Genomic DNA, 22,708 nt, shown 5'->3' with positions numbered 1-22,708 from the left:
GAGCGGTAGAGTGGGGGCAACGTGTCCGCTGCCGCCGAGAATCCACCGCCGGCCTCCCTGACCCCGAGGCTCGAACAAATCCTCCAGTCGCTGCCCGACCGCGCCTTTTCCGCGCGGCTGAGAGCGGTGTATCTCGCCGCGGCCCAGGCCATCTCCCGGCTGAGTGACCTGGACCTGGTGAAGTACGAGACGCCCGTCGTCGACGCCAGCCCCGACCTGTCGCTGTGGGAGGAGATGGCGCCCGTCATCCGCGACACGGTGATGGACGTCAACGCGCTGCTCAACGTCATCCGGGAGCAGTTCCCCGGTACGCCGCAGCCGGCCGCGTCCCGCAAGGGCCCCGGGGACGTGCCCTCCCTGCTCCAAGAGGGCATGGGCAAGCTGGCCCAGAGCATCACCCAGCTGGGCGAGGCCATGCGCAACCCGTCCGTGGTGAGCGACCGCTGGCAGCTGTTGGCGGAAATTCAACGCTTCCGGTCTGACTACCGCGAACAGATGAGCCAGCTCGTCTTCGAGTCCGCGAGCACCTTCGGCGAGGTGTCTCGCGCCCAGGTGGTGCCCGGCTACGAGGCGGAAGTGAAGGCGGCCGTCACGGTGCGCGCCATCACGTCCGACCTGTCGCGCATCGTCACGGCGCGGCTCAACAAGGTGCGCGACGCGAAGCCGGAGGAGGTGCTGTGGAACGCGCAGCAGCTCCAGACGGAGCTGGACGCCTTCGGCCGCACCGCCGCGTACCGGAACCTGCGCGCACAGGACAAGCGCCACATCGTGGAGGCCCGCGCGGAGATTGGCGCGCTCGCGCTCGAGTCCGCCCCCGAGCCGGGACGGCTGCTGACGGTGACGGCAGGGCTGGAGGAGCTGGTGCGGAGCCTGTCCGCGGTGAACCAGCGCCAGCTGCTCATCCACCACGACCGCGAGGTGTGGGCCGCGTGCGGCGTGCGCCTGGAGCGCGCGCTGGCCCAGTCCACGAAGGATCCGGTCGCGTCCGCGAAGGCCCTGGCGGAGGCCGCGGCCAGCGCCCAGTCGCTCTACGGCCGGGACCCCACCATGGACGCGTTCCTGCGCAAGGCGCGCAAGCTGAAGCTCGCCACGCTCACGGGCCCGGAGCTGCTCTCCACCATCGAGTCCTTCCAGTCCCAGCTCGCGCAACTGGACGTGATGTGAAGACAGCGAATGTGAAGGCCGTGGAGCCGCGCCCCCTGCGGCAGGCGGACCTGTCCGGTGTGCAGGGCGTGTTCACCGACGTGGACGGCACGCTGACGACGGGCCACAAGCTGCGCAGCCAGACGGTGCGCTCTCTGGAGCAGCTGTCCGCGTCCGGCCTGCGCGTGGTGCTGGTGAGCGGCCGTCCGGCGGGGTGGGGCGAGGCGTGGGCCCGCCAGCTCCCCGTGGACGGCGTCGTCGTGGAGAACGGCGGGCTGTTCTTCCTCAAGGACGCCAAGGGGAAGCTGCGCAAGGTGTACCTGGAGCCGCCCGCCCAGCGCGTGGCGAACCGCCAGCGCCTGGAGAAGGAGGTCGAGCGCGTGCTCGCCCAGGTGCCCGGCGCGCGGCTGTCCGTGGACAGCCGCTACACGGAAGTGGACCTGGCGGTGGACTACAACGAAGAGGCCCGGCTGGGCGATGACGGGGCCTCCCGCATCGAGTCGCTGCTGCGGGCCCGGGGCGTGACAGCGGTGCGCTCGTCGGTGCACGTCAACTGCTGGCTGGGCCGCTTCGACAAACTCTCCGCGTCGCGCCGCTTCGCCAAGGTAGCGTGGGGCGAGAAGCTGGACCCCGCGGACGGCCGGTACGTCTACGCGGGGGATTCTTTCAACGACGCTCCGATGTTCCAGGCGTTCAAGCTGGGCGTGGGCGTGGCCAACGTGCGCGCGGTGCTGGATCGCATCGACGCGCCGCCGGCCTTCATCACCCGGGCGCCCGAGGGGCGGGGCTTCGAGGAGCTGGCGCGAGCCCTCCTCGCCCGCCGCCGGACGGCCCGCAGTCGAGGAGTTTCAACGTGAATGTCGTGAAGCTGGAGCTGGCCCGAGGCCTGGGGCGTCACCTGCGTGCGGGGCACCCGTGGGTGTTCCGCAAGGCCCTGGAGCACATGCCGCGGATTCCGGCCGGCAGCGTGGTGGACCTGACGGAGAACGGGAAGTTCGTCGCGCGCGGGTACTACGACCCGCACTCGGCCATCGCGGTGCGCGTGCTCACGCGGGACGCGCGAGAGACGGTGGACTCGCGCTTCATCACCCAGCGCGTGCAGCGCGCCCTGGCCGCGCGCACGTCTCTCATCGACCTGAAGGATACGGACAGCTACCGCCTCATCCACGGCGAAGGCGATGGCCTGCCCGGCGTGGTGGTGGACCTGTACGCGGGCTGGGCGGTGATGAAGCTCTACTCCGCGGGCCTCACCCCGTACCGTCCCCTCATCGTGGAGGCGCTGAAGGCGGGCGTCCCGGGCCTCAAGGGCATCCTCGGCCGCGACGAGGTGGGCCGCGACGACGTGGAGGAGGACGACGGGCGCGGCAGCGGGAAGATGCTGTGGGGCGAGGAGGCCCCGGAGCTCATCCCCATCCGCGAGCGCGGCGCCATCTTCCTGGTGGACGCGTGGAAGGGGCAGAAGACGGGGTTCTTCCTGGATCAGCGTGAGAACCGCTACCTCATCCGCCGGCTGGGGCAGGGGAGGGACGTGCTCAACTGCTTCAGCTTCAGCGGCGGCTTCTCCGTGAACGCGGCGCTGGGCGGGGCCAACAGCGTCTTCTCCGTGGATCAGGACCCGGAGGCCATCGCCCTGGCGCGGGAGAACTTCACGCGCAACGGGCTGCCGGCGGCGAAGCATGACTTCCTCGCGGCGGACGCGTTCGACCTCATCCAGTCGTTCAAGGGGGAGGGCCGCACGTTCGACCTCATCATCCTGGACCCGCCCGCCTTCGCGAAGAGCCAGCGCGCGGTGGAGGCAGCCGTGGACGGCTACGCGTCCCTCAACCGGCAGGCCCTGGCGCTGCTGCGTCCCGGCGGCCTGCTGGCCACGGCGTCGTGCTCCGCGCGCGTGACGGGAGACATGTTCATGGGCGCCGTGCGCGAGGCGGGCTTCAAGGCCGGCGTGGACCTGGCGCTGGTGGAAGAGCGCTACCAGCCGCCGGATCACCCCGTGCGCCTGCAGTTCCCGGAAGGGAAGTACCTGAAGTTCTACGTGATGCAGTCGGTGTAGCGGCTTTGCCCGGCCCCGGGGCGCGCCTGACATGAGGCGCGCCTCCCGTGGTGCTCGGGAATGCTCAGGTGCCGAAGACCTTGTGGGCCACGCGGTCCAGCACGTCCTTGCCCCAGACGATGCTGGCCTTGCCCAGCCGGTCCAGGTCGCGGGTGAACTCGCGGCCGTCCGGCATGACTTCGTAGGTGCGGGTCAGGAACAGGTTGCCGGTGTCCGGCTCGAAGTCGACGTTGCCGCCGCCGGTGTCCGTGCCCTCTTCCTGCTGCTGCCGGAAGCCCTCGATGATGCCGGGCTTGGGCGCCTCACGGAACCGGTAGATGAGGGCGCTGCACTTGAGCGCGGGCGGGGACTCGACGTGCTCGAAGGCGTACTGGCCTTCGCCGCTCATCATGCCGCCCAGCCCCTGCTCGTTGAGGCCCTCGGTGACGCCGGCGCCCTGGGACTGGAGGTACCACTTCACCAGCTGCCGGGCCGCGTCGCGCGTCATCGGGCCCCCCGCGGGCGGCGCAGGACGCGCCAGGCCCATGGAGGACAGCAGCCACTGCACCTTGCTGGAGAAGGAGCTGATCACTTCGCGGGGATGACGCGATCCGCGACGCGGTTGAACACTTCGTCGCCCCACACGAGGCTGGCTTCCACGAGCCGGTCCACGTCTTCCTTGAACTGCTGCTCCGACGGCACCACGCCGTACGTGCGGCTCAGGAAGAGGGACTTGTTCTCGGTTTCGTAGTCCACCTTGCCGCCGCCGGTGTCCGTGCCCTTCTTCTCTTCGTCACGGAACCCGTCGATGACGCCCGGCCGGGGCGCGTCGCGGAAGCGGTAGATGAGGGCGCTGCACTTCAGCGCCCCCGAGTCCTTCACGTGTTCGAAGTAGACCTGCGCGTCGCCAAGCGCGGCGCCGCCAAATCCCTTCGCGTTCAGCCCGGAGGCCTGCGCATCGCCTCCGTGGCCCCGGATGAATGACTGCACCAGTCGCTGGGCTTCTTCGAGCGTCATACGTGCAGTCATATCACACGCCGTTCCCTACCTCAGAAATTGCCGGTGCGGGCCTGGTCGAACGGGACGCGCTGGTTGAGGTACGTGTCGTTGATGTTGTGCGCGCCGGAGAAGATGCTCTTCTCGGAGAAGTAGTGGATCTTCGCGTCCTTGCCCGCGTGCTTGATCAGATCCAGGGGGCCCTTGCCGCTGGTGCCCAGACCGAAGAGGCCCGGCACGGGGTCCTTGTCGTTGACGTAGTGGACGTACTTGGGCCCGTCCGGGTAGGTCGCCGCCGCGGCGCCGAAGGTCTCCACGGAGACCTTGCCCAGCTTCTCCTGCACCTGCGCGGGGGAGAGCCCGTCTTCGATGCGCAGCCGCTTGGCCACGTCGTTCAGCGCGCGGCTGGTGATGAGGCCACCCTGGCTGTGCGCCATCAGGTGCACGTCACGGCCGGCCTTCAGCTCCGTGTAGAGCGAGTCCGCCAGCGTGTCGACGGCCGGGTTCTTGCCCTTGTCCAGCTTGTCCGTGACGCACTGGCCCAGGTCCTTGAAGAAGCCCTCGGTGGAGTTGTGGATACCGATGGTCTTCTGGCCCGTCTTGTCCGCGATGGCCTGCATCGTGGTCTCCTGGCCAGCCTTGTCCGTCATCATCCCGTTCACGTAGATGATGGTTCCGGGCTGCTTCACGCCGCCCTTGGGCTCGTAGGCGGGGATCTGGCTCAGCGGGGTGCTGGCGTCGAAGGCCTGCCCGCCCTTGCCCATGATCTTGCCGTCGTAGGCCTTGTCCTTCGCGCCGGCCGGAGCCGTGAACACGCCCGTGGGGGCCGCGGTGCGGACCGCGCCGCTCGACGACTTGGTGTCGAAGCCGTCCTTCACGGTGTTGGCCGGCTTCGCCGTGACCGGGGTCGCCGTCTTGGCCGGGGCGGCCGCGCCGGCCCCCGTGGTCGTGGTGGTGCGCGCGATGGTGTTGTTGGAGGTGCGCCCGATGGTTCCCATGGCTTGAGGCTCCTGCGGTGTGCGGATTTTTGAAGGGGGAAGGGAAAGCTTGCTGCGTTGATCCATTCTCACCCGAAGCGCCGAAAAGTTGCGAGCAGGTCACGGAATGTGTGCAACGCGCTGCGTCACAGGAAGTCCAGGAGGGGGGCGGGGACAGGAATCCGGCCCGGGCGCGGACGGGGGGACGGCTTATGGTGGGGGCATGGTCCAGAAAGGTCAGTTCCTGGAGCGCTCCACGCTCATCCCCGTGGGTTCGTCCGGCGCGGTGATGGAGGGCACGGTTCACCGGGGCCAGAAGTCGCCGCCGCTGCTCATCCTCCCGCCCCGGCCGGAGGAGGGAGGGGGGATGGATCACGTCCTGGCGGCGGAGCTGGCGTTCGCGGTGGCGCGGGCGGGCTTTCCCACCCTGCGCTTCAACTACCGGGGTGTGGGGGCCAGCCAGGGCGTCCGGGGCACCGGTGGGGCGCTGGTGGAGGACGCGGAGGCCGCGATGCGGGTGACGCTGGAGAACGCGGGAACGACGGCGCTCGCGGTGGCGTCCCTGTACGGAGGGGCCCGGGTGGCGTTGGCGCTCCAGGAGCGGCACCCGGCCGTGGGCGGACTGTGTCTGGTGGCTCCGGATGTGGACCCGCTGTCACTCGTGCGACTGTCGTGTCCGCTGCTGGTGATTGTGGGGGCGGAGGACACCCGGGTGCCCCGGGCGGCGCTGGCCGCGGCTGTCGCGGAGGCCGGGGGCGATTTAGAGGTCATCGACGATGCCGGGGCGACCTTCCATCGCAACCTTCCCCAGGTGGGGCGGGCGGCGGCGGCGTGGCTCCAGCGCCTGTCGGGTGGGTAGGGCGTTGGCGTGCAAACCGTTGGACTTCTTCACCTTTCTTCATCCTCCATGCCTTGCACGGCCGGCCGGGGGGCGGACAGACTGAAAGCGCAGACCCAATCGTCCCGCCGTGCGTTCGTAGTGGGTCTTCGAGGCGTCTTCGTTCAAGGAGTGTCCCGATGCGGATGAGGCGATGGAACGTGGTTCTCGCGGCGCTGGCCCTGTCGGCCTCGGCGTGCGCTTCCGCATCGCGGGAGCCGGAAGCCCCCGCCGGGCAGGACCTGGCGGCAGCGCAGGCGGAGGTGTCCCAGGCGGTGGCGGGCGGCTCGGACGACGTGGTGTCCGGCGCCATCGTGGTGGACTTCAAGGACGGCACCACCAAGGAGCAGTTCGACGCCTGGGAGCAGGAGTGGGGCGTGGACCTGGAGTTCAACTCCCTGGAGGGGCCTCGCACGGGTGTCACGCTGGCGGTGGGCGTGGACGACGTGGAGGACGTGCTCCAGCGCATCCGTCAGAACCCGGCGGTGGAGTCCGCCGAGCCGCTCATGCAGGTGCGCACCAGCTACACGCCGAACGACCCCCAGTTCGAGTCCCAGTGGAACCTTCGGATGATCGACATGCCGAAGGCCTGGGACGGCAACCGGGGCAAGGGCGTGGTGGTGGCGGTCATCGACACGGGCATCGCCTATGAGGACCACGACGACTTCAAGCAGGTGCCGGACCTGAAGGGCGTGTCGTTCGTGAAGGGCTATGACTTCGTCAACGACGACGAGCACGCCAACGACGACCACGGCCACGGCACGCACGTGGCGGGCACCATCGCGCAGGCCACCAACAACGGCGAGGGCGTGGCGGGCGTGGCGTTCGACGCGACGCTGATGCCGCTCAAGGTGCTGAACCACTTCGGCAGCGGCACCTCCGCGGACATCGCGGACGCCATCCGCTTCGCGGCGGACCACGACGCGAAGGTCATCAACATGTCGCTGGGCGGTGGCCTGTATTCGCAGGTCATGGCCAGCGCGGTGGAGTACGCGCGCAAGAAGGGCGTCACCGTGGTGGCCGCGGCGGGCAACACCGGGCGCGGCAAGGTGGAGTTCCCCGCGGCCTACCCGGGCGCGGTGGCGGTGAGCGCGGTGGGCCCGTCCGGCACGCGCGCGCCGTACTCGTCCTACGGCAAGGAGCTCGACATCGCGGCGCCCGGTGGTGACAAGAGCCGGGGCGACACGGGCGGCATCCTCCAGAACACCATCGACCCGCGCGACCCGTCGCGCTCCATCTACGCCTGGTACCAGGGCACCAGCATGGCCGCGCCGCACGTGGCCGCGGTCGCCGCGATGCTCTACGGCGCGGGCGCCACCACGCCGGACGAGGTGGAGCAGGCGCTCTACGCTGGCGCCAAGGCGACGGAGAACCAAGCCTGGTCGGAGGAGTACGGCCATGGCGTCCTCAATGCGAGTGCTTCGCTGAAGGCCTTCAACGGCGCTTCGCCCCGGTGGCCGTCGTTGGGCTGGGCCGCGGCGCTGCTCGCGCTGGTGCTGATGACACTGCGCGGCCGCGAGCGCCCGGGCTACCTCAACGTCCTCTTCCGCCCGGCGTTCCTCGTGCCGTTGGTGCTCTCCACGGTGGGCTTCTTCTTCCTGCGCACCTGGTTCTCGGGTGCGGCGGGCGCGGCCCAGGACGTGGTGAGCGTGGCGTCGCTGCCCATCCCGGACTGGCAGAGGATCATCTTCGGCCGGGGCGCGGTGAACCCGCTGTTCTACAGCGCGCTCATTCCCCTGGTGCTGTCGCTGCCGGCCATCGCGTGGCGGGGCTTCCGGCCGGCGGTGGGCGGCCTGGCGTTGGGCTTCGCGGGCTTCCTGGCCTACGCGGCGTGGGTGGGCGCTCCGGCGCTGGCGTGGATGCCGTTCACCTTCCTGGCGAAGCCGTGGCTGGGCTTCAACACGGTGGTGTGCCTCGTCATCGCCCGCGCGATGCTCAAGCGGGAGGACGCATGAAGCTCTCCGGCACGGTGCAGTACCAGGACCTGGAGGGCGGCGTGTGGGTCCTGAAGGCCGACGACGGCCGGACGTACCAGCTCGCGGGCGGTGACCGGAAGATCAAGAAGGACGGTCAGCGCATCTCCGCCGAGGGCAGCATCCAGCGCGACGCCGTCACCGCCGCCATGGTGGGGCCGGTGTTCCACGTCAGCTCGTACAAGTCGGAGTGACGTCGTGCCCGGGGGGAGTCATCCCTCCGGGCCTCAGCGGCTGCGCTTGTCCTTCGCGGGGCCATAGGCCTCCGACTGGCGCAGCCGCTCTTCTTCGTAGGCCTCCATGGGCACCTCGCCCTTGCGTACGGCGTCGCGGAGCTGCCGCATGGCCTTGCGCTCGGCCTGGAGCGCGGGAGCCGCGTCCTTGGGCAGCGGATCCACCGGATGCTGGACGTCGTAGACGCTCAGCGACACGCCACGCCCATCCACGAGGCCCAGCCCCACCAGGGACAGCGTGGCCGCCATCACCCAGGGCAGCAGCTGGAGGGCGAAGAGGGGCACGGGCTTCGTGGCGCGCACCTCCTCGTCGCTGGGGGGAGTGCCGCGTCCCCACACGGAAGGGAAGTGCCGGGACGCGGCGCGCAAGCCCAGCAGCGCCGTCCAGCCCACCAGCACCAGACCCACCACGGCGCGCCAGTCCGTCACGTCGTCCGTCGCTCCGTCCTTCGCGAGCCCCGAGTGCGTGGCGATGAGGAACAGCGCTGACGACACGATGTTGTTCGCCGCGTGAGCCGCGATGCCCGGCCACAGCGAGCCGGTGCGCCAGAAGAGCCAGCCGAACAGCAATCCCAGCTCCGCGCGGGCGAGGAAGCCCACCGGATCCAGGTGGAACGCGCTGAACACCACGGACGAGATGATCAACGCGCGCCAGGGGGACGCGGGAGCCGGCGGCGTCAGGGAGCGCTGGAAGAGGCCGCGGAAGAAGACCTCTTCGCACAGCGGAGCGGCCACGGACACGCCGCCCAGCAGCAGCGCCAGCTCAATCGGCGTCTGGCCTTCGAAGAGGCGCGAGGCGTCGAACATCTCCCGCAGCCATGCGGGAGCCACCTTCTGCGCGAGGAACTGTACGGGCACCACCACGCCGACGAAGTTGGCCACGCCCAGCAGGAAGCCGAACAGGGTGGGGGCGCCCAGGAACGGAGTGAGGCCCACGTACGCGGCGGGCCGGTACCCCGAGCGACGCAGCATGATCCACGCGAGGCCCAGGAAGAGGAACACCTCCGTGAACCACACCCCGAAGGCGGGGTTGAGCAGCTGGGTGACGGCGCCCACCGTCACGAAGAGCCCGAAGGCCAGGGCCGCGGCGAGCACGGGGTGGGGCGGCGACAGCGGCGCGGGGGCCTCCGCCGGCCGCGGGTCGCTGGAAGGGAATGCTTCGTCCACCGTGTCGTCTCCTGCCCCCTCTCCGTCAGGCGGAGAGGGGTGGGGTGCCGCGTTCGCTTCGAGGAGGAAGTGCTTCGTCAGGCCCGGTGGAGGTAGCCGCGGATCTCCTCCGCGAGCGGGTTCTTCCGGGGAAGCTCCGCCGCCGCGGCCGGGTCACCCATCCGCAGCTTCTTGTCCTCTTCCACGAGGATGCGCTGATCCAACAGGTACTCCACCGCGTTCTCCAGCGTCGTCTTCGCCAGGGACTCGGCGGCGGTGATGCGGCCGGCGTTGTACTCGCCGCGCCCCGTCTCCAGCGCCAGCTTGACGAACGTCTTGCGGTCGGTGGCCACGCCCGCGGCCACGTCCGGCAACGTCATGGCGGCCAGCAGGTAGGCCTCCAGGAAGTCGCGCAGCAGGTCCGCGAGGAACTCCAGGTCCGGCTGGGCATGGGCCTCCGGCGCGCGCGTGAGCGTGTCACCCTCGTGGATGACCAGACCCATGCGCACGAGCCGCTCCACGCATTCGGCGAAGATGGTCTCGAACGACGCGCCCACCCGGTAGATGAACTCCACCTTGAAGAGGCGCGACAGGAACAGCGCGCGCGCCTTCACGGTGTCGTACGGCGCGGGCGTGCCCGCGAGCAGCGCGTTGGCCACCAGGCTGCGCGCGGCCACCAGGTTCATCAGCGTGTTCTTGTAGAAGGACATCTCCGGGCGGCGCGAATCCTCCACCTGGTAGCTGACCTCACCGCGCGCCTCCTGCGTGCGCACCATCTCGTCGGAGATGAACTCACGCATCGCGTCCTGGATGGGGCCCAGCGTCTCCGGATTGCTCGGCGCGTTGGCCAGTTCCTTGGACAGCCGCGCGCCGTCCTCGGAAGCGATGCGGCGCAGCAGGCTGATCCGGTCCGTGAGCTCGCGCTGGGTGAGGCCGCGCCGGCGGTGGGCCAGCAGCGACGCGCTCACCAGCGCGTGAGGCGTGACGGTGGACACCTTGCTGATGCCGTACATCACGCGGTTGCCCAGCGCGCGCACCAGGCCCTTCTTCTGCTCGTCCGTCACCGGCTCCTGCGGCGACAGTCCACGTGCCTGCATGAACTCCACCAGCGACAGCGGCTCGTCGAAGGTGAGGTGGATGCGCCCGTAGCGCGCGGCCAGCACCTTGGGCGCGCTCAAGAGGGCCTTCAGGTCCTCCGGCTTCTTCTCCCCGCCAGCCAGCTCCTTCGAGTAGCTGTCGGACTCCACCACCTTCTCGTAGTCGATGGAGACGGGCACGAAGTAGAGGTCGTTGCGCGCGCCATCCAGCACCGCTTCGACCTGCCACGTGAGCATGCCCAGCTTGGGCGTGAGCAGCTTGCCCGTGCGCGAGCGGCCACCCTCCGGGAAGAACTCCTGGTGGATGCCGTCATGCACCAGCTTCTTGATGTACGCCTTGAAGGACGCGGCGTAGACCTTGTCGCCCTTGAACGAGCGGCGCAGGAAGAACGCGCCGCAGCGGCGGAACAGCACGCCCAGGGGCCAGAAGGACAGGTTCGCGCCCGCGGCCACCAGCGGCGCGGTGTAGCCCCGGTTCCAGAGCACCCAGCTCATCACCAGGTAGTCCACGTGGCTCTTGTGGCTGGGGCAGAGCACCACCGGCGCCTTGCCCGCGGCCTTGAGCGCGCGGTGCAGCCCAGCCTCGTCCACGCCGATGCCGTCGTAGATGCGGTTGAACACCCACTCCAGCATCGGCGCGATGAGCGCCAGCACGGACGGGTTGGGCTTGGCGGCAATGGCCTCCAGGTTGCGCTGGGCCTCGCGGTACACGCTCGAGGGCTTGCGGCCCGTGGCGGCGGCGTGCTCGTCCAGCACCTTGCGCAGCTGGCGGTCGCGCAGCGTCTCCTCGATGAGCCGGTCCGTGGGCTTCTGCGGCGGGCCGAACACCGCGCGCGTCTCCCGCGCGAGGAACACGTGCAGCGTGCTGCGCACCTTGCGCGCCAGCACCTCGTCGCTGACGCCCGGGTTCTCCTCGATGAAGCGGCGCAGGTCGATGGGCTCTCCCACGCGGAACTGCGCGCGCTTGTAGTTGCGGAAGAACGCCACCATGGAGTGCACGAAGCCCGGCGCCTCCGGGCTTCCGAACAGCGCGTCGCGCCAGCCCGGCTTGAGCTTCGCGGGGCGCTTCTCCCAGACGAACAACTCCGGCACCAGGAACACCGGGCGCTCGGAGCTCCGCGCCAGCCGCACCAGTTCGGGGAAGGGGTCCTCGCGCGTCTCCTTGCCGGAGGCGTGCAGGAGCGCCGTGCGGCGCAGGAACACCAGTCCGCTGCCACCCTGCTCGCGGGCGTAACGGAAGCGCTCCTCCACCGCGCCTCCCTGGGCCGTCTGGCGCCAGGGTTTGGTGAACCAGGGGCGCAGGTTCACCACCGCGCGGATGGGCGGCATGGCCCGGCGGACCATGGCCCACGCGATGTAGAGGAAGTTGATCCACGCCGTGGTGCGCATGACGTGCACCACGAAGCCCCGGGCGCTGAGCGCGCGCAGCTCGTTCTCGGCCTCTGGCGGGAAGTGCACCCCGTCGAAGTACCGAGCCCCGAGCACCCGGGACATGGGACCGAATTCCTCCTTCAAGGCCTCTCCTTGCGTCGCGGTCTGCGCCAGCGCGGTGTCCATCGCAGCCCCCCAGGCTACATGTTTTCCGGCGTCGGGATGCCCAGCAAGGTGAGCCCCGCAGCCAGCGTGATACGCGTCGCGTCCGTGAGCGCCAACCGGGCCGCGCGCACCGCGTCATTCCCCTCCACGAGGATGCGCTTGTCGCGGTCCTTGTTGCCGGCCGTGTAGTAGCGGCTGTACGCCGCCGCCACGTCCAGGAGCAGCCGCGCCACCAGGCTGGGCTCGTACTGCTCCGCCGCCGCCTTCACCGTGTCTGGCAGCCGCATCAGCTCACGCACCAGGGCCTGCTCTTCCGGGAGCGTGAGCAGGGACGGATCATACGCCGAGGGCACGCCGCCGCCCTTGCGCAGCACGTTCGCGCTCCGGGCATGCGCGTACTGGAGATAGGGCCCCGTGTGCCCCTCGAGGCTCGTCACCTCGTCCCAGTCGAACGTGTAGTCGCTGGCGCGGTTGTGCTTGAGGTCGCCGAAGACGATGGCGCCCAGGCCGATCTGCTCCGCCAGCGCCTCCGCGTCGGTCGTCTCCAGGTTGCCTTGCGCGACGTTCTCCTTCACGCGCTGGAGCACGCGCTCCTTCGCCTCGTCCAGCACCTGATCCAGCTCCACCACCTGGCCCTTGCGCGTGCTCATGCCGTGGATACGGCCGAACGGCACGTGCACGCACTTGTCCGCCCACGGCTGGCCCATCTCCGTCAGGGTGCGGAACACCTGCCGGAAGTGCAGCGCCTGGTCCTGCGCGACGACGTAGAGCGACTTGTCGAAGTTGAAGCGCGCGTGGCGGTCCTCGGCGGCGGCCAGGTCGCGCGTGGCGTAGAGCGTGCTGCCGTCGTTCTTCTTGAGCAGCACGGGCGGCTCGCCGTCCGCGTAGGGCATGTCCACGATGATGGCGCCCTGGGACTCCTTCACGCCGGGCTTCTTCGCGATCTGCTCGATGACCGCGTCCATCTTGCCCTGGTAGCGGCTCTCGCCCTCGATGTGCTCGAAGTCGATGCCCATGCGCGCGTAGACGCGCTTGAAGCCCTTGAGGCTCGTCTCCCGGAACTGGTTCCAGAGCTTCATCGCCTCCGCATCACCCGCCTCCATGCGGCGGAAGAACTCGCGGGCCTTCTCGTCGAAGGCCGGGTCTTCACCGGCGCGCTTGTTGGCCTGAACGTAGACCTGGACCAGATGCGCCATGTCCTCCCGGAGTTCCTCCTTGCCGAACTCCTGGAAGCCCACGGCGACGAGGCCGAACTGCTTGCCCCAGTCACCCAGGTAGTTGACGCCCTCCACGCGCCAGCCCAGCGCGCGGTACAGGTTCGCGATGCAGTGGCCCAGGAATGTGGTGCGGATGTGGTGGAAGCCAATGGGCTTGGCGATGTTGGGCGACGAGTAGTCGATGACCACCGTCTTGCCCTTGCCGTCCTCCGCGTCGCTCCCGTAGGCGAGCCCCGCCAGGCGCACGCCGTCGATGACCTCCTGGGTGAAGGGGAGGGGGAGGAAGCGCGCGTTGACGTAGGGGCCCACGGCCTTGACCTCCAGGCCCGGGACCTGGAGCGCCTGCGCGAGCTGCGCGGCGATGGCGGGGGGCGCCTTCTTCTGCGCCTTGGCGAGAGGGAAGGTGGCGAAGCTCAGGTCGCCGTGCGCGGGATCCGCGGGCTTGACCTGGGGCTCGATGTCAGCGGCGGGGACACCCAGGGCCCCGGCAAGGGCCTGGGCGAACGCGGCGCGATAGCGGCTATAGACAGAAGTGCTCATGGACCGCGCGGATACTACCCAAGGCGGGGCGCCTTCCATCCACCTCTTCTGTGGGGAAGGCGTCAGAGCGTCATTCAGGTCACGGCGGGGCCGCGGCTCTTGGGGCGCACCACCGAGGCCACGGTGTCCAGCAGCTTGGGCAGCTTCAGGGGCTTCTCGAAGTACCCGTCGATGCGGTCCGGCCCTTCACCCGAGGTGAGGGACGCGACGTCGCTCGCGCCGGAGATGATGTAGACGACCACGTCCGCCAGCGACTCCGTGGTGCGGATGTAGTGGAGCACGGAGCGTCCGTCCTCCCCCGACAGCCGCAGGTCCAGCAGCACCATGGCCGGACGGATGTGGGACAGGATGGAGCGAGCTTCGGCGGCGCCGGAGGTGGCCATCACCCGGTAGCCCTCCTGCTCCAGCACCTGCTCCAGCACCTCGCGGCAGTCCACGTCGTCCTCGACCAGGAGGATGCCGCCGGCCTTGGGCGCGGCCTGGTTCACGTCCGGGGCGCTCACTGCGCTCGCGAACAGGGGCAGGACCATCTGGAACGTGCTGCCCTCGCCCAGGATGCTGCTGGCGTCCACGCGGCCGCCGTGCAGCGCGACAATCTTGGCGACCAGCGGCAGGCCCAGGCCCGTGCCTGGGGGACGGGGCATGCCCGGCTGCGCCCGGTAGAACGAGTCGAAGACGTGCTCCAGGGCTTCCGCCGTCATGCCCTGTCCGGAGTCCTTCACGGTGAGGACGCCCAGGCCCTCGCTGGAGGACACGCTCACCTCGACGACGTCGTCCGTCTCGCTGTGATGGATGCCGTTCTCCACGAGGTTGTGGATGGCCTCGGAGATGCGCTCGCGGTCGCCGCGGACGAACACCTCCGGGCAGGGGGGAATCACCACGCGCACGCGGCTGTGTTCCGCGACGGCGCCCAGGCCCCGCACCACCTCTTCCGCCACGGCCTTGAGGCCGAAGGGGCGCTGGTTGAGCTGCATCTTCCCGGACGACAGCCGGGACATCAGCACCAGGTCGTTCACCTGCTGGAGCAGCCGGTCCGCGTTGCGATCGCAAATCTGCACCGCGCGGCGCTGCCCATCCGTCAGCGTGCCCAGCTTCTCCCGGCCCAGCATGGCCAGGTAGGCCTTGATGGTGGTGAGCGGGTTCTTCAAGTCATGGGACACATTGCCGAGCAGCTCCTCGCGGTTCTGCTCCAGGCTCTTCAAGCCCGCGATGGCCGTCTGCAGGTCCTTGTTGCGCCGGGCGCTGTCGTCGCGCAGCCGGGCCACCTCGTAGGCGGCGGTGAGCTGCGACGCCAGCGACTGCATCAGCACGTCGGACGCCTTCCGGCGCGCGCCCAGCACCACGAGCACGCCCGTCACGCCCTGCGGTCCCTCGAGGGGGACGGCGACGGTGTCGTCCTCGCGCAGGAGCACCTTGTCGGTGAAGCACCGACCCACCACGCCCTCGCCCGGGACGGCGGCGGTGACGCGCTCGTCGTAGCGTCCGCGCACGTGCTCCACGTGCAGCTGGTTGCGCGACGGGAAGTGGCGCGCGACGTAGCAGACCTTCGGCTTGAGCAGCGTGTGGAGCGTCTGCAGCTGCGCGCGCAGGGCCTCGGTGGGGCCCGCGTTGTCGGTGAGCTGCCGGCCCATCTCCAGCAAGGCCTGGGCGGCGGTATCGGTGTCCACCGGAGGAGGCGGTTTCGCCGCCCGCTTCGGTGGAGCCTTCTTCGCGATGGTGGTGGGGCGCAGCGGGACGACCTCTGCGAGCTGCGGACCCTTCTTCTTCGATGGCACGGGTGAATCCTGCTTCATGTCTCGCGTGGGAGGGAACCGCACCGAAGCCCGGTGCCCTCCACCAACGCCGAGCGTGTCAGGTGCCCGACAGCCCCCCAGCCCCGCTGTCCGCTTCCCTGGCCGGGGTACTGGAATGACTCAGGGTCGGCGCTGGATGCGGCCGTCCTTGTCCAGGCTGTAGGGCTCCACGAGGGCGGCCTGCACCTTCTCCTGGTAGCCCTGCACGCCGAAGCCGCTCTCCGCCAGGGCCGCCAGCGCCACGGTCTGCACGCGGCGCGCGGTGTCCTCGGAGGTGAGCAGCTTGAGCAGGGGCTCGCGCGCCGGCTCGTACTTCAGGGGCCCCAGGACGTTGATGGCGGCGATCTTCACGTCGTCGGACATGTCCTCCAGGAAGGGGAGGACGGCCGGGGCCACGCGCGGATCCTGCTTGCCCAGCACGTGGTGGAGCAGCACGACCTTCTTCTCCGGGTCGCGCGTGTAGCGGGAGGACAGGTGCTGGAGCGTGTCCGTGATGACGCCCATGAGCGCGTCCTCGGCGAGCAGCTCCTGGAGGATGCGCAGCGCCCAGGACGTGGCCTGATCACTCGACTTGAGGAAGGCGCTCACCGGCGCGACGGCGTCCTGGCCGAAGTGCTTGATCAGCTCGAAGGTGTGCTCCTTCTCGTCCGCGTCGGTGGTGAGCGGGTCCACGGTGATGGTGAACCGGCTGAGCAACACCGTGACGGCCTCGGGGTACTTCATCTCCCCCAGCTGCTGCAGGGCCTTCTGCCGCGTGGACGGCTCCCCGTACTTCTGGGTCACCTTGGACTTGAGCTTGAGGGCTTTGTCGGGGCCCGAGCCGCCCGTGAGGAAATCGAAGAGACCCATAAGTACGTACCCGCTCCGGATTCGGAAGAGTGGAGGCGCGATGTAGGACGGTGCGCCCTCCAGGACAAGTGGCAATGACAACTACAACGTCAGCTCCCGGCGCACGTCGCCCCGGTAGGCCCGCGCCAGCGTCTCCGCTGCGGCCCGGACCTCGTCCGTGGCCTCCTCGGGGACCTTCACCTGGAGCAGCAGGTACATGTCGCCCGGAGCGCCGCCCCGGAGCGAAGGCACGCCGCGCCCCTTGAGCCGCATCTTGCGGCCGGACTGTGAACCTGGAGGCACCTTCAGCGTCACCTCACCCTGGAACGTAGGCACGCGCACCTCGCCGCCCAGCAGCGCCTCGGAGACCGTCACCGGCAGGTCCAGGTAGAGGTCATCGCCCTCGCGGCGCACCAGCGGATGCTCGGCCACCTCCGTCTCGATGTAGAGGTCCCCCGGAGGGCCTCCCTGGACGCCCGCCGCGCCCTGGCCGGCCAGCCGCACCTTGGAGCCGGTGACGACGCCCGCCGGAACCTTCACCGTCAGCCGGGTCGTCTCCTCCTTGATGCCGCTGCCACCGCACTGGGAGCAGGGCTCCGGGGCCTTCCCGCTGCCGCGGCAGGTGGGGCACACGCCGGATCCGCCGAACATGGCGCCGCCTCGCCGGGCCCGGCCCGTGCCGTTGCAGGTGGGGCACGTCACGAGCTTCCCGGTGTTGCCCTCGCCGTGGCACTTGGAGCAGCGCCCCGGCCGCTGGAGCGTCAACGTGCGCTCGGTGCCGGTGACAGCCTCCGCGAGGGAAACCTGCACGCGGGTCGTCAGGTCATCGCCGCGCTCGGCCGCGGTGGACCGGCTGCCGCCCCGGCCCCGGCTGAAGAGGTCGTTGATGTCGAAGCCGCCAGCGCCCCCGCCACCTCCTCCGCCCGAGCGCCCGAAGATGTCGTTGAAGAGGTCCCCCAGGTCCACGCCCTCGGTGCTGAAGGGGATGCCGCCGCCCCCGCTGCCCCCGGCCGCCTGGGCGGCGCGGTACTGGCGGTAGGCCGCGGCCTTCTTCTCGTCGAAGCCGATCTTCTCCGCGTCCTCGCCGAACTCGTCGTAGAGCGCGCGCTTCTTCGTATCGCCCAGCACCTCGAAGGCGGTGTTGATGCGCTTGAACTTCTCCTCCGCCCCCTTGTCGCCAGGGTTGACGTCGGGGTGGTGCTGGCGCGCCAGCTTCCGGAAGGCCTTCTTGAGGTCGTCCGCCGAGGCCGTCCGTGGCACGCCCAGAATCTGGTAGTAGTCGTCAGCCATAGGTCTTTGGGGTGGTGCAGTACCCGACAAAGGAGAACGTAACCAGCGGTGCGGTGAGCGCCAGCACGGGATGTCCGGACAGCACCGCGATGGTTACAGTCGCCGCAAGATGAGGAAGGCCATGCCAGCACCGCGCGCCCGCCGGAAGGCCCCCCTGTGGCTGGCATGCGGGCTGCTCCCCGCGGCCCTGGGGACAGCCCTGGGGTCCGGGGTGACCGCCCACGCCGCCCCCCCGCCGCCCGCTCCCGCCCTGGAGGAGGGCAGGGTGGTGGACCGCGTCGTGGCGGTCATCGAGGGCCAGGTCCTCACCCAGAGCGAACTGGAGATGGAGGCCCGGGTGGCGCTGATCCAGCGAGGGGCCGTGCAGGCCGCCGCCCTGCCTCTGGACGAGCAGACGCTCCGGGGAGCCCTGGAGCTGTCCATCAACCAGCGCCTCCAGGTCCTGAGCGCGGACCGCCTGCAGGCCTTCCCGGCCGAACCGGCGGAGGTGGAGGGTCGGCTGGAGGCCGTCCGGGCGCGGCTGGGTGGGGAGGCGGCGCTCCAGCGCTTCCTGGACCGGCATGGCGTGGACCGGAACGCCCTGGAGGCCGTGCTGGCTCGGGGCCTGCGGGCGGAACGAATCCTCGACAGCCGCGTCCGGTTGAAGGCACAGGTGAGCGAGGCGGAGGTCCGTCACCACTATGACGCCCACCGGGACCTGTACCCCGGTGAGTTCGATCAGGCGGCGCGCACGGCCATCCGCGAAGAGCTGGTGCGGGCGCGCTACGGAGAGCTGGCGGCCCAGGCCCTGGCTGAAGTACGCAAGTCAGCGCAGGTGCGGCGGGTGGCACCCTTCGCGCGGGAGGCACGGCGATGAGACGGCTGCGGGACGACGGGACGCCCGACAAGGCAAAGGGCTTCCTGATCCGGCAGATGACCGTGGACGACATGCCGGCGGTGATGGCGCTGGAGAAGGCGTCCTTCAAGAACCCCTGGTCCACGGAGCTGCTCGGGCGCGAGCTCCAACACGACTGGTCCACCATCCTCCTCGTGGAGGAGCCGCTGCCCGAAGGCGGCGTCGCCCTCCTGGGCCTGGCCATCTTCTGGATTGTCCACGACGAGGTCCACGTCCTCAACGTCGCCACCGCCCCCGTGCACCGCCGCCGGGGCGTCGCGCGCGTCGTGATGGAGGAGGTGCTTCGCCGGGGCGTGGCGCGGCGCTGCTCGCTGGCCACCCTGGAGGTGCGCCGGGGCAACGAGTCCGCCCTCAACCTCTACCGCTCGCTGGGCTTCCGGCCGGTCGGCATCCGCCCGAACTACTACGCGGACGAGGGCGAGGACGCGATCGTGATGGTCCTCGACTTCTAGGGGCGTAAGGGAGTAGAGCGTCCGGCCGTCGTCGCAGTCCCAGGTTGTACGGGTGAGGGGATGCACCCGGGTCCTCTGGCCGGTTCTGGCCCAGGGGCAGGCCATGCTTGACACCCGGGGGGCCCTCCCTATACTCGCGGGCCTTTTGTGTAGCCTGTAGGTAGATATGCTCCGCTTTCGTGTAGCCGGACGCGGGGTTCCCACGAAGAAGAGGTTTCAGTGCCGACCATCAGCCAGCTCGTCCGCAAGGGCCGCGAGAAGCTCAACATCAAGGGCAAGAGCCCTGCCCTGAAGGAGTGCCCCCAGAAGCGCGGTGTTTGCACGCGCGTCTACACCACGACCCCGAAGAAGCCGAACTCGGCCCTCCGCAAGGTGGCCCGCGTGCGTCTCACCAACGGCATCGAGGTGACTTCCTACATCCCCGGCGTGGGTCACAACCTCCAGGAGCACTCGGTGGTCATGATCCGCGGTGGCCGTGTGAAGGACCTCCCGGGCGTTCGCTACCACATCATCCGCGGCACGCTGGACTCCGTGGGCGTTGCCGGTCGCAAGCAGAGCCGCTCCAAGTACGGCGCCAAGCGCCCGAGCTAGTCCGGTTCTCCCGCGCGTCGTTGGCGCGGAACACCTTCGCGGTATCTGAAGCAGTGTTGGACGCTGGCCCCACACCCTGGGGAGTGTCCCTGGAAGTTCCAAGCAGTGTTCTTGAAGCCCCTGAACAAGGCTTTCCTCCGAGTGAGGAGAGTGGGGCGTAAGGGAAGAGATGCCTCGTCGTCGCGTAGTCGCCAAGCGGAAGATTCTCCCGGATCCGAAGTTCCAGGACCGGCTCGTCACCAAGTTCGTCAACGACCTGATGCGCAAGGGGAAGAAGTCCATCGCGGAGGGCGTGTGCTACGGCGCCTTCGCCCTCATGGAGGAGCGCGCGAAGGAAGACCCCCTCAAGACGTTCAAGAAGGCCTTGGACAACGTCAAGCCCGTCCTCGAGGTGAAGAGCCGCCGCGTCGGTGGCGCCACCTACCAGGTCCCCGTGGAGGTCCGTCAGGACCGCCGCGTCGCGCTGGGCATGCGCTGGATCATCTCCTACGCCAAGGCGCGTGGTGAGAAGACCATGCAGGAGAAGCTGGCCGGCGAGATCATGGACGCCGCCAACAACCGCGGTAACGCGGTGAAGAAGCGTGAAGACACGCACAAGATGGCGGAAGCCAACAAGGCCTTCGCTCACTACCGCTGGTAGGTCCCGAAAGGGGCTTCGCGGTTGCCGCCCGGATGCGCTGCCAGCGTCCGGGCGGTTTTGTTTATCTGCCCTGGCAGAAGCCTAAGAGAAGTCCGGAAGGAACCGAGTCATGCCCCGTGAGTTCCCCCTCGAGCGCTACCGCAACATCGGCATCATGGCGCACATCGATGCCGGCAAGACGACCACCACCGAGCGGATCCTGTTCTACACAGGCGCCATCCACAAGATGGGCGAGGTGCACGAAGGCACCACCACCACGGACTGGATGGTCCAGGAGCGCGAGCGCGGCATCACCATCACCTCCGCTGCCATCAGCGCCTTCTGGGAGCGGACGGGCCAGCGCTACCGCGTGAACATCATCGACACGCCGGGCCACGTGGACTTCACCATCGAGGTGGAGCGCTCGCTGCGCGTGCTCGACGGCGCCATCGCCGTGTTCGACGCGGTGAACGGTGTCGAGCCGCAGTCGGAGACGGTGTGGCGCCAGGCGGACCGCTACAAGGTCCCGCGCATCTGCTTCATCAACAAGATGGACCGAGTGGGCGCGGACTTCGAGATGTCCGTCGGCACCATCAAGGAGAAGTTGGGCGCGCGTCCCGTGCGCATGCAGCTGCCCCTGGGCAGCGAGGACAAGCTCAAGGGCGTCATCGACCTGGTGCGCATGAAGGCGCTGGTGTTCCAGGACGCGGAGCAGGGCAGCCGCTTCGAACTCCAGGACATCCCTGCGGAGTACCAGGAGGCCGCCGCCGCCGCGCGCGGGGAGCTGCTGGAGGCCGCCGCCGAGCAGGACGACGCGCTCACGGAGAAGTTCCTCAACGGCGATGAGCTCACCGAGGACGAGGTGCGCGGCGCCATCCGCAAGGGCTGTGTGGGGCTGAGGCTGTTCCCGGTGTTCTGCGGCTCGGCGTTCCGCCACAAGGGCGTGCAGCCGCTGCTGGACGCGGTGGTGGACTACCTGCCCAGCCCGCTGGACATCCCGCCGGTGCAGGCCAAGACGCCCAAGGGCGAGGACGTCATCCGCGAGACGCGCGACGACGCGCCCTTCAGCGCGCTGGCGTTCAAGATCATGAACGACCCGTCCTTCTCCTCGCAGACGCTGACGTTCCTGCGCGTCTACTCGGGGAAGCTGGAGGCGGGCACGGCGGTGTGGAACTCCGTGAAGGGCAAGCGCGAGCGCGTCAGCCGGCTCGTGCAGATGCGCGCGGACAAGAAGGACGAGCTGACGGAGTGCTACGCCGGCGACATCTGCGCGGTGGTGGGCCTGAAGCTGGCGAGCACGGGCGACACGCTCTGTGACGACAAGCAGCCCGTCATCCTGGAGCGGATGGAGTTCCCGGAGCCCGTCATCGACATCGCCATCGAGCCGAAGTCCACCGCGGACCAGGACAAGATCATCCAGGCCCTGCAGCGGCTGGCCATGGAGGACCCGTCCTTCCGCGTGCGCTCCAACGAGGAGACGGGCCAGACGCTCATCGCCGGCATGGGCGAGCTGCACCTCGAAATCATCGTCGACCGGCTCCTGCGCGAGTTCAAGGTGGACGCGAACATCGGCAAGCCGCAGGTGGCCTACCGCGAGACGGTGACGGCGACGAAGGTCGCGGAGGGCAAGTACATCCGCCAGGCGGGTGGCAAGGGGCAGTACGGCCACATCAACCTGCGCGTGTCCCCGAACGAGCCCGGCAAGGGCTTCGAGTTCGTCAGCACCATCACCGGTGGCGCCGTGTCCAAGGAGTTCGTGGACGCCGCGCGCGACGGCGCGAAGGAGGCCATGCAGAACGGCCCCGTCGCCGGCTACCCCATGGTGGACGTGAAGGTGGAGGCCTACGACGGCTCCATGCACGACGTCGACTCGTCGGAGATGGCCTTCAAGATCGCCGGCTCCATGGCCTTCAAGGACGCGGTCCGCGCGGCGAACCCCGTCCTGCTGGAGCCCATCATGGCCACGGAGGTCGTCACCCCGGAGGCGGCCATGGGGGACGTCATCGGCGACCTGAATGGCCGGCGCGGGAAGATCCTGGGCATGACGCCCCGGCCTGGCGGCGTGCAGGCCATCCAGGCGGAGGTGCCCCTGGCCGCCATGTTCGGGTACTCGACCGACCTGCGCAGCAAGAGCCAGGGAAGGGCGACCTACACCATGCAGTTCAAGCACTACGCACCGGCGCCGAAGTCAGCGCTCAACCCGAGCTACTGACCTCTTGCCCGTCAGGGGTGCCGCCGGGCGAATTCTGTTGACGTTCCGGCAGCTTTGAAGCACACGCAGCACCCCTCGGAAGTTCTCCCGAAGTCCTATACCGCCGGGGTCGCATCGGCGGCGTCGTGAGGAGCGGTTCATGTCCAAGGAAAAGTTCGATCGCAGCCTGCCCCACGTGAACATCGGAACGATTGGGCACGTGGACCACGGCAAGACGTCGCTGACGGCGGCCATCACGAAGGTGCTGGCGAAGTCCGGTGGCGC

21 protein-coding genes are annotated in these 22,708 nt (G+C 69.3%); 12 read left to right on the top strand and 9 right to left on the bottom strand.

Going from position 1 to position 22,708, the window contains the following annotated elements; all coding sequences use genetic code 11:
- Positions 1 to 21: 21 nt before the first annotated feature.
- From D7Y04_RS27325 to D7Y04_RS27315, 3 genes are read left to right on the top strand one after another with little or no spacing between them, the layout of a single operon-like run.
- Positions 22 to 1,164 carry a hypothetical protein gene (locus D7Y04_RS27325; protein WP_120598763.1) on the top strand — a complete coding sequence of 381 codons (1,143 nt, stop codon included), beginning with the start codon at positions 22 to 24 and terminating at the stop codon, positions 1,162 to 1,164.
- Positions 1,161 to 2,000: an HAD-IIB family hydrolase gene (locus D7Y04_RS27320; RefSeq protein ID WP_120598764.1), complete on the top strand. Its 840-nt coding sequence runs from the start codon at positions 1,161 to 1,163 to the stop codon at positions 1,998 to 2,000. Before D7Y04_RS27325 ends, D7Y04_RS27320 begins: the two co-directional genes overlap by 4 nt.
- Positions 1,997 to 3,193 (top strand): class I SAM-dependent rRNA methyltransferase, encoded by a 1,197-nt coding sequence (locus D7Y04_RS27315; RefSeq protein ID WP_120598765.1) that lies wholly within the window; start codon positions 1,997 to 1,999, stop codon positions 3,191 to 3,193. Before D7Y04_RS27320 ends, D7Y04_RS27315 begins: the two co-directional genes overlap by 4 nt.
- A 64-nt stretch (positions 3,194 to 3,257) precedes the next feature.
- Here the strand turns inward: D7Y04_RS27315 and D7Y04_RS27310 are convergent, their stop codons facing one another.
- The 3 genes from D7Y04_RS27310 to D7Y04_RS27300 are packed head-to-tail and all read right to left on the bottom strand — an operon-like array spanning position 3,258 to position 5,166.
- Positions 3,258 to 3,764, bottom strand: coding sequence for a hypothetical protein (locus D7Y04_RS27310; RefSeq protein WP_233597390.1), 507 nt, complete (start codon positions 3,762 to 3,764; stop codon positions 3,258 to 3,260).
- Positions 3,761 to 4,189, bottom strand: a complete 429-nt coding sequence (locus D7Y04_RS27305; RefSeq protein ID WP_120580319.1) for a hypothetical protein — start codon at positions 4,187 to 4,189, stop codon at positions 3,761 to 3,763. Before D7Y04_RS27305 ends, D7Y04_RS27310 begins: the two co-directional genes overlap by 4 nt.
- A 32-nt stretch (positions 4,190 to 4,221) precedes the next feature.
- On the bottom strand, positions 4,222 to 5,166 hold the full coding sequence (locus D7Y04_RS27300) for a hypothetical protein (protein ID WP_120598766.1): 945 nt from the start codon (positions 5,164 to 5,166) through the stop codon (positions 4,222 to 4,224).
- Positions 5,167 to 5,368: 202 nt separating this feature from the next.
- On the opposite strand from D7Y04_RS27300, the gene D7Y04_RS27295 reads away from it, so the two are divergent.
- The 3 genes from D7Y04_RS27295 to D7Y04_RS27285 all read left to right on the top strand — a co-directional run bounded on the left by D7Y04_RS27295 (position 5,369) and on the right by D7Y04_RS27285 (position 8,189).
- The gene (locus tag D7Y04_RS27295; protein WP_121761180.1) at positions 5,369 to 6,004 is read left to right on the top strand and encodes an alpha/beta hydrolase; all 636 of its coding nucleotides are present in this window, start codon (positions 5,369 to 5,371) and stop codon (positions 6,002 to 6,004) included.
- A 158-nt stretch (positions 6,005 to 6,162) separates the two neighbouring features.
- Complete coding sequence (locus D7Y04_RS27290; protein WP_121761179.1) at positions 6,163 to 7,977, top strand: S8 family serine peptidase; 1,815 nt, start codon at positions 6,163 to 6,165, stop codon at positions 7,975 to 7,977.
- Positions 7,974 to 8,189: a DUF5818 domain-containing protein gene (locus tag D7Y04_RS27285; protein ID WP_120580769.1), complete on the top strand. Its 216-nt coding sequence runs from the start codon at positions 7,974 to 7,976 to the stop codon at positions 8,187 to 8,189. Before D7Y04_RS27290 ends, D7Y04_RS27285 begins: the two co-directional genes overlap by 4 nt.
- 33 nt (positions 8,190 to 8,222) lie before the next feature.
- On the opposite strand, the gene D7Y04_RS27280 is transcribed toward D7Y04_RS27285, so the two are convergent.
- The 6 genes from D7Y04_RS27280 to D7Y04_RS27255 form a co-directional block, all read right to left on the bottom strand.
- Entirely contained in the window at positions 8,223 to 9,395 is a 1,173-nt protein-coding gene (locus tag D7Y04_RS27280; RefSeq protein WP_233601602.1) for a type II CAAX endopeptidase family protein, read from the bottom strand.
- 77 nt (positions 9,396 to 9,472) lie between these two features.
- Entirely contained in the window at positions 9,473 to 12,028 is a 2,556-nt protein-coding gene (locus D7Y04_RS27275) for a 1-acyl-sn-glycerol-3-phosphate acyltransferase (RefSeq protein ID WP_121761178.1), read from the bottom strand.
- A gap of 14 nt (positions 12,029 to 12,042) precedes the next feature.
- Positions 12,043 to 13,764, bottom strand: coding sequence for an arginine--tRNA ligase (gene argS / locus D7Y04_RS27270; RefSeq protein WP_121761177.1), 1,722 nt, complete (start codon positions 13,762 to 13,764; stop codon positions 12,043 to 12,045).
- A 74-nt stretch (positions 13,765 to 13,838) separates the two neighbouring features.
- Entirely contained in the window at positions 13,839 to 15,539 is a 1,701-nt protein-coding gene (locus D7Y04_RS27265) for a hybrid sensor histidine kinase/response regulator (protein ID WP_121761351.1), read from the bottom strand.
- A 138-nt stretch (positions 15,540 to 15,677) separates the two neighbouring features.
- A complete protein-coding gene (locus D7Y04_RS27260; protein WP_120599115.1) occupies positions 15,678 to 16,406 on the bottom strand; it encodes a HEAT repeat domain-containing protein in 729 nt (242 codons plus the stop codon).
- Between the two features lie 81 nt (positions 16,407 to 16,487).
- On the bottom strand, positions 16,488 to 17,675 hold the full coding sequence (locus tag D7Y04_RS27255) for a DnaJ C-terminal domain-containing protein (protein WP_121761176.1): 1,188 nt from the start codon (positions 17,673 to 17,675) through the stop codon (positions 16,488 to 16,490).
- A 121-nt stretch (positions 17,676 to 17,796) separates the two neighbouring features.
- Here D7Y04_RS27255 and D7Y04_RS27250 point away from each other — a divergent pair, with 121 nt between their 5' ends.
- The 6 genes from D7Y04_RS27250 to D7Y04_RS27225 form a co-directional block, all read left to right on the top strand.
- Positions 17,797 to 18,531: a hypothetical protein gene (locus D7Y04_RS27250; RefSeq protein ID WP_121761175.1), complete on the top strand. Its 735-nt coding sequence runs from the start codon at positions 17,797 to 17,799 to the stop codon at positions 18,529 to 18,531.
- Complete coding sequence (rimI, locus tag D7Y04_RS27245; protein WP_120600172.1) at positions 18,528 to 19,022, top strand: ribosomal protein S18-alanine N-acetyltransferase; 495 nt, start codon at positions 18,528 to 18,530, stop codon at positions 19,020 to 19,022. Before D7Y04_RS27250 ends, rimI begins: the two co-directional genes overlap by 4 nt.
- A 219-nt stretch (positions 19,023 to 19,241) precedes the next feature.
- Positions 19,242 to 19,613, top strand: a complete 372-nt coding sequence (rpsL, locus tag D7Y04_RS27240; protein WP_014395857.1) for a 30S ribosomal protein S12 — start codon at positions 19,242 to 19,244, stop codon at positions 19,611 to 19,613.
- 169 nt (positions 19,614 to 19,782) lie between these two features.
- Positions 19,783 to 20,253, top strand: a complete 471-nt coding sequence (gene rpsG, locus D7Y04_RS27235) for a 30S ribosomal protein S7 (protein ID WP_014395858.1) — start codon at positions 19,783 to 19,785, stop codon at positions 20,251 to 20,253.
- A 109-nt stretch (positions 20,254 to 20,362) separates the two neighbouring features.
- A complete protein-coding gene (gene fusA, locus D7Y04_RS27230) occupies positions 20,363 to 22,444 on the top strand; it encodes an elongation factor G (RefSeq protein WP_120600171.1) in 2,082 nt (693 codons plus the stop codon).
- Positions 22,445 to 22,583: 139 nt separating this feature from the next.
- On the top strand, positions 22,584 to 22,708 hold a 125-nt coding region (locus tag D7Y04_RS27225), incomplete at its 3' end, for a GTP-binding protein (RefSeq protein ID WP_233601620.1).

Source organism: Corallococcus sp. AB038B (genome assembly GCF_003668955.1).
Classification (GTDB): domain Bacteria; phylum Myxococcota; class Myxococcia; order Myxococcales; family Myxococcaceae; genus Corallococcus; species Corallococcus exiguus.
This window is presented reverse-complemented; position numbering and strand designations above follow the sequence as displayed.

Coding starts and splice junctions, on each gene's coding strand:
- D7Y04_RS27285 (WP_120580769.1), top strand. CDS start 7,974: ATGAAGCTCTCCGGCACGGTGCAGTACCAGGACCTGGAGGGCGGCGTG.
- D7Y04_RS27300 (WP_120598766.1), bottom strand. CDS start 5,166: ATGGGAACCATCGGGCGCACCTCCAACAACACCATCGCGCGCACCACC.
- D7Y04_RS27250 (WP_121761175.1), top strand. CDS start 17,797: ATGCCAGCACCGCGCGCCCGCCGGAAGGCCCCCCTGTGGCTGGCATGC.
- D7Y04_RS27260 (WP_120599115.1), bottom strand. CDS start 16,406: ATGGGTCTCTTCGATTTCCTCACGGGCGGCTCGGGCCCCGACAAAGCC.
- D7Y04_RS27290 (WP_121761179.1), top strand. CDS start 6,163: ATGCGGATGAGGCGATGGAACGTGGTTCTCGCGGCGCTGGCCCTGTCG.
- rpsG (WP_014395858.1), top strand. CDS start 19,783: ATGCCTCGTCGTCGCGTAGTCGCCAAGCGGAAGATTCTCCCGGATCCG.
- D7Y04_RS27275 (WP_121761178.1), bottom strand. CDS start 12,028: ATGGACACCGCGCTGGCGCAGACCGCGACGCAAGGAGAGGCCTTGAAG.
- D7Y04_RS27255 (WP_121761176.1), bottom strand. CDS start 17,675: ATGGCTGACGACTACTACCAGATTCTGGGCGTGCCACGGACGGCCTCG.
- fusA (WP_120600171.1), top strand. CDS start 20,363: ATGCCCCGTGAGTTCCCCCTCGAGCGCTACCGCAACATCGGCATCATG.
- D7Y04_RS27305 (WP_120580319.1), bottom strand. CDS start 4,189: ATGACGCTCGAAGAAGCCCAGCGACTGGTGCAGTCATTCATCCGGGGC.
- rimI (WP_120600172.1), top strand. CDS start 18,528: ATGAGACGGCTGCGGGACGACGGGACGCCCGACAAGGCAAAGGGCTTC.
- argS (WP_121761177.1), bottom strand. CDS start 13,764: ATGAGCACTTCTGTCTATAGCCGCTATCGCGCCGCGTTCGCCCAGGCC.
- D7Y04_RS27295 (WP_121761180.1), top strand. CDS start 5,369: ATGGTCCAGAAAGGTCAGTTCCTGGAGCGCTCCACGCTCATCCCCGTG.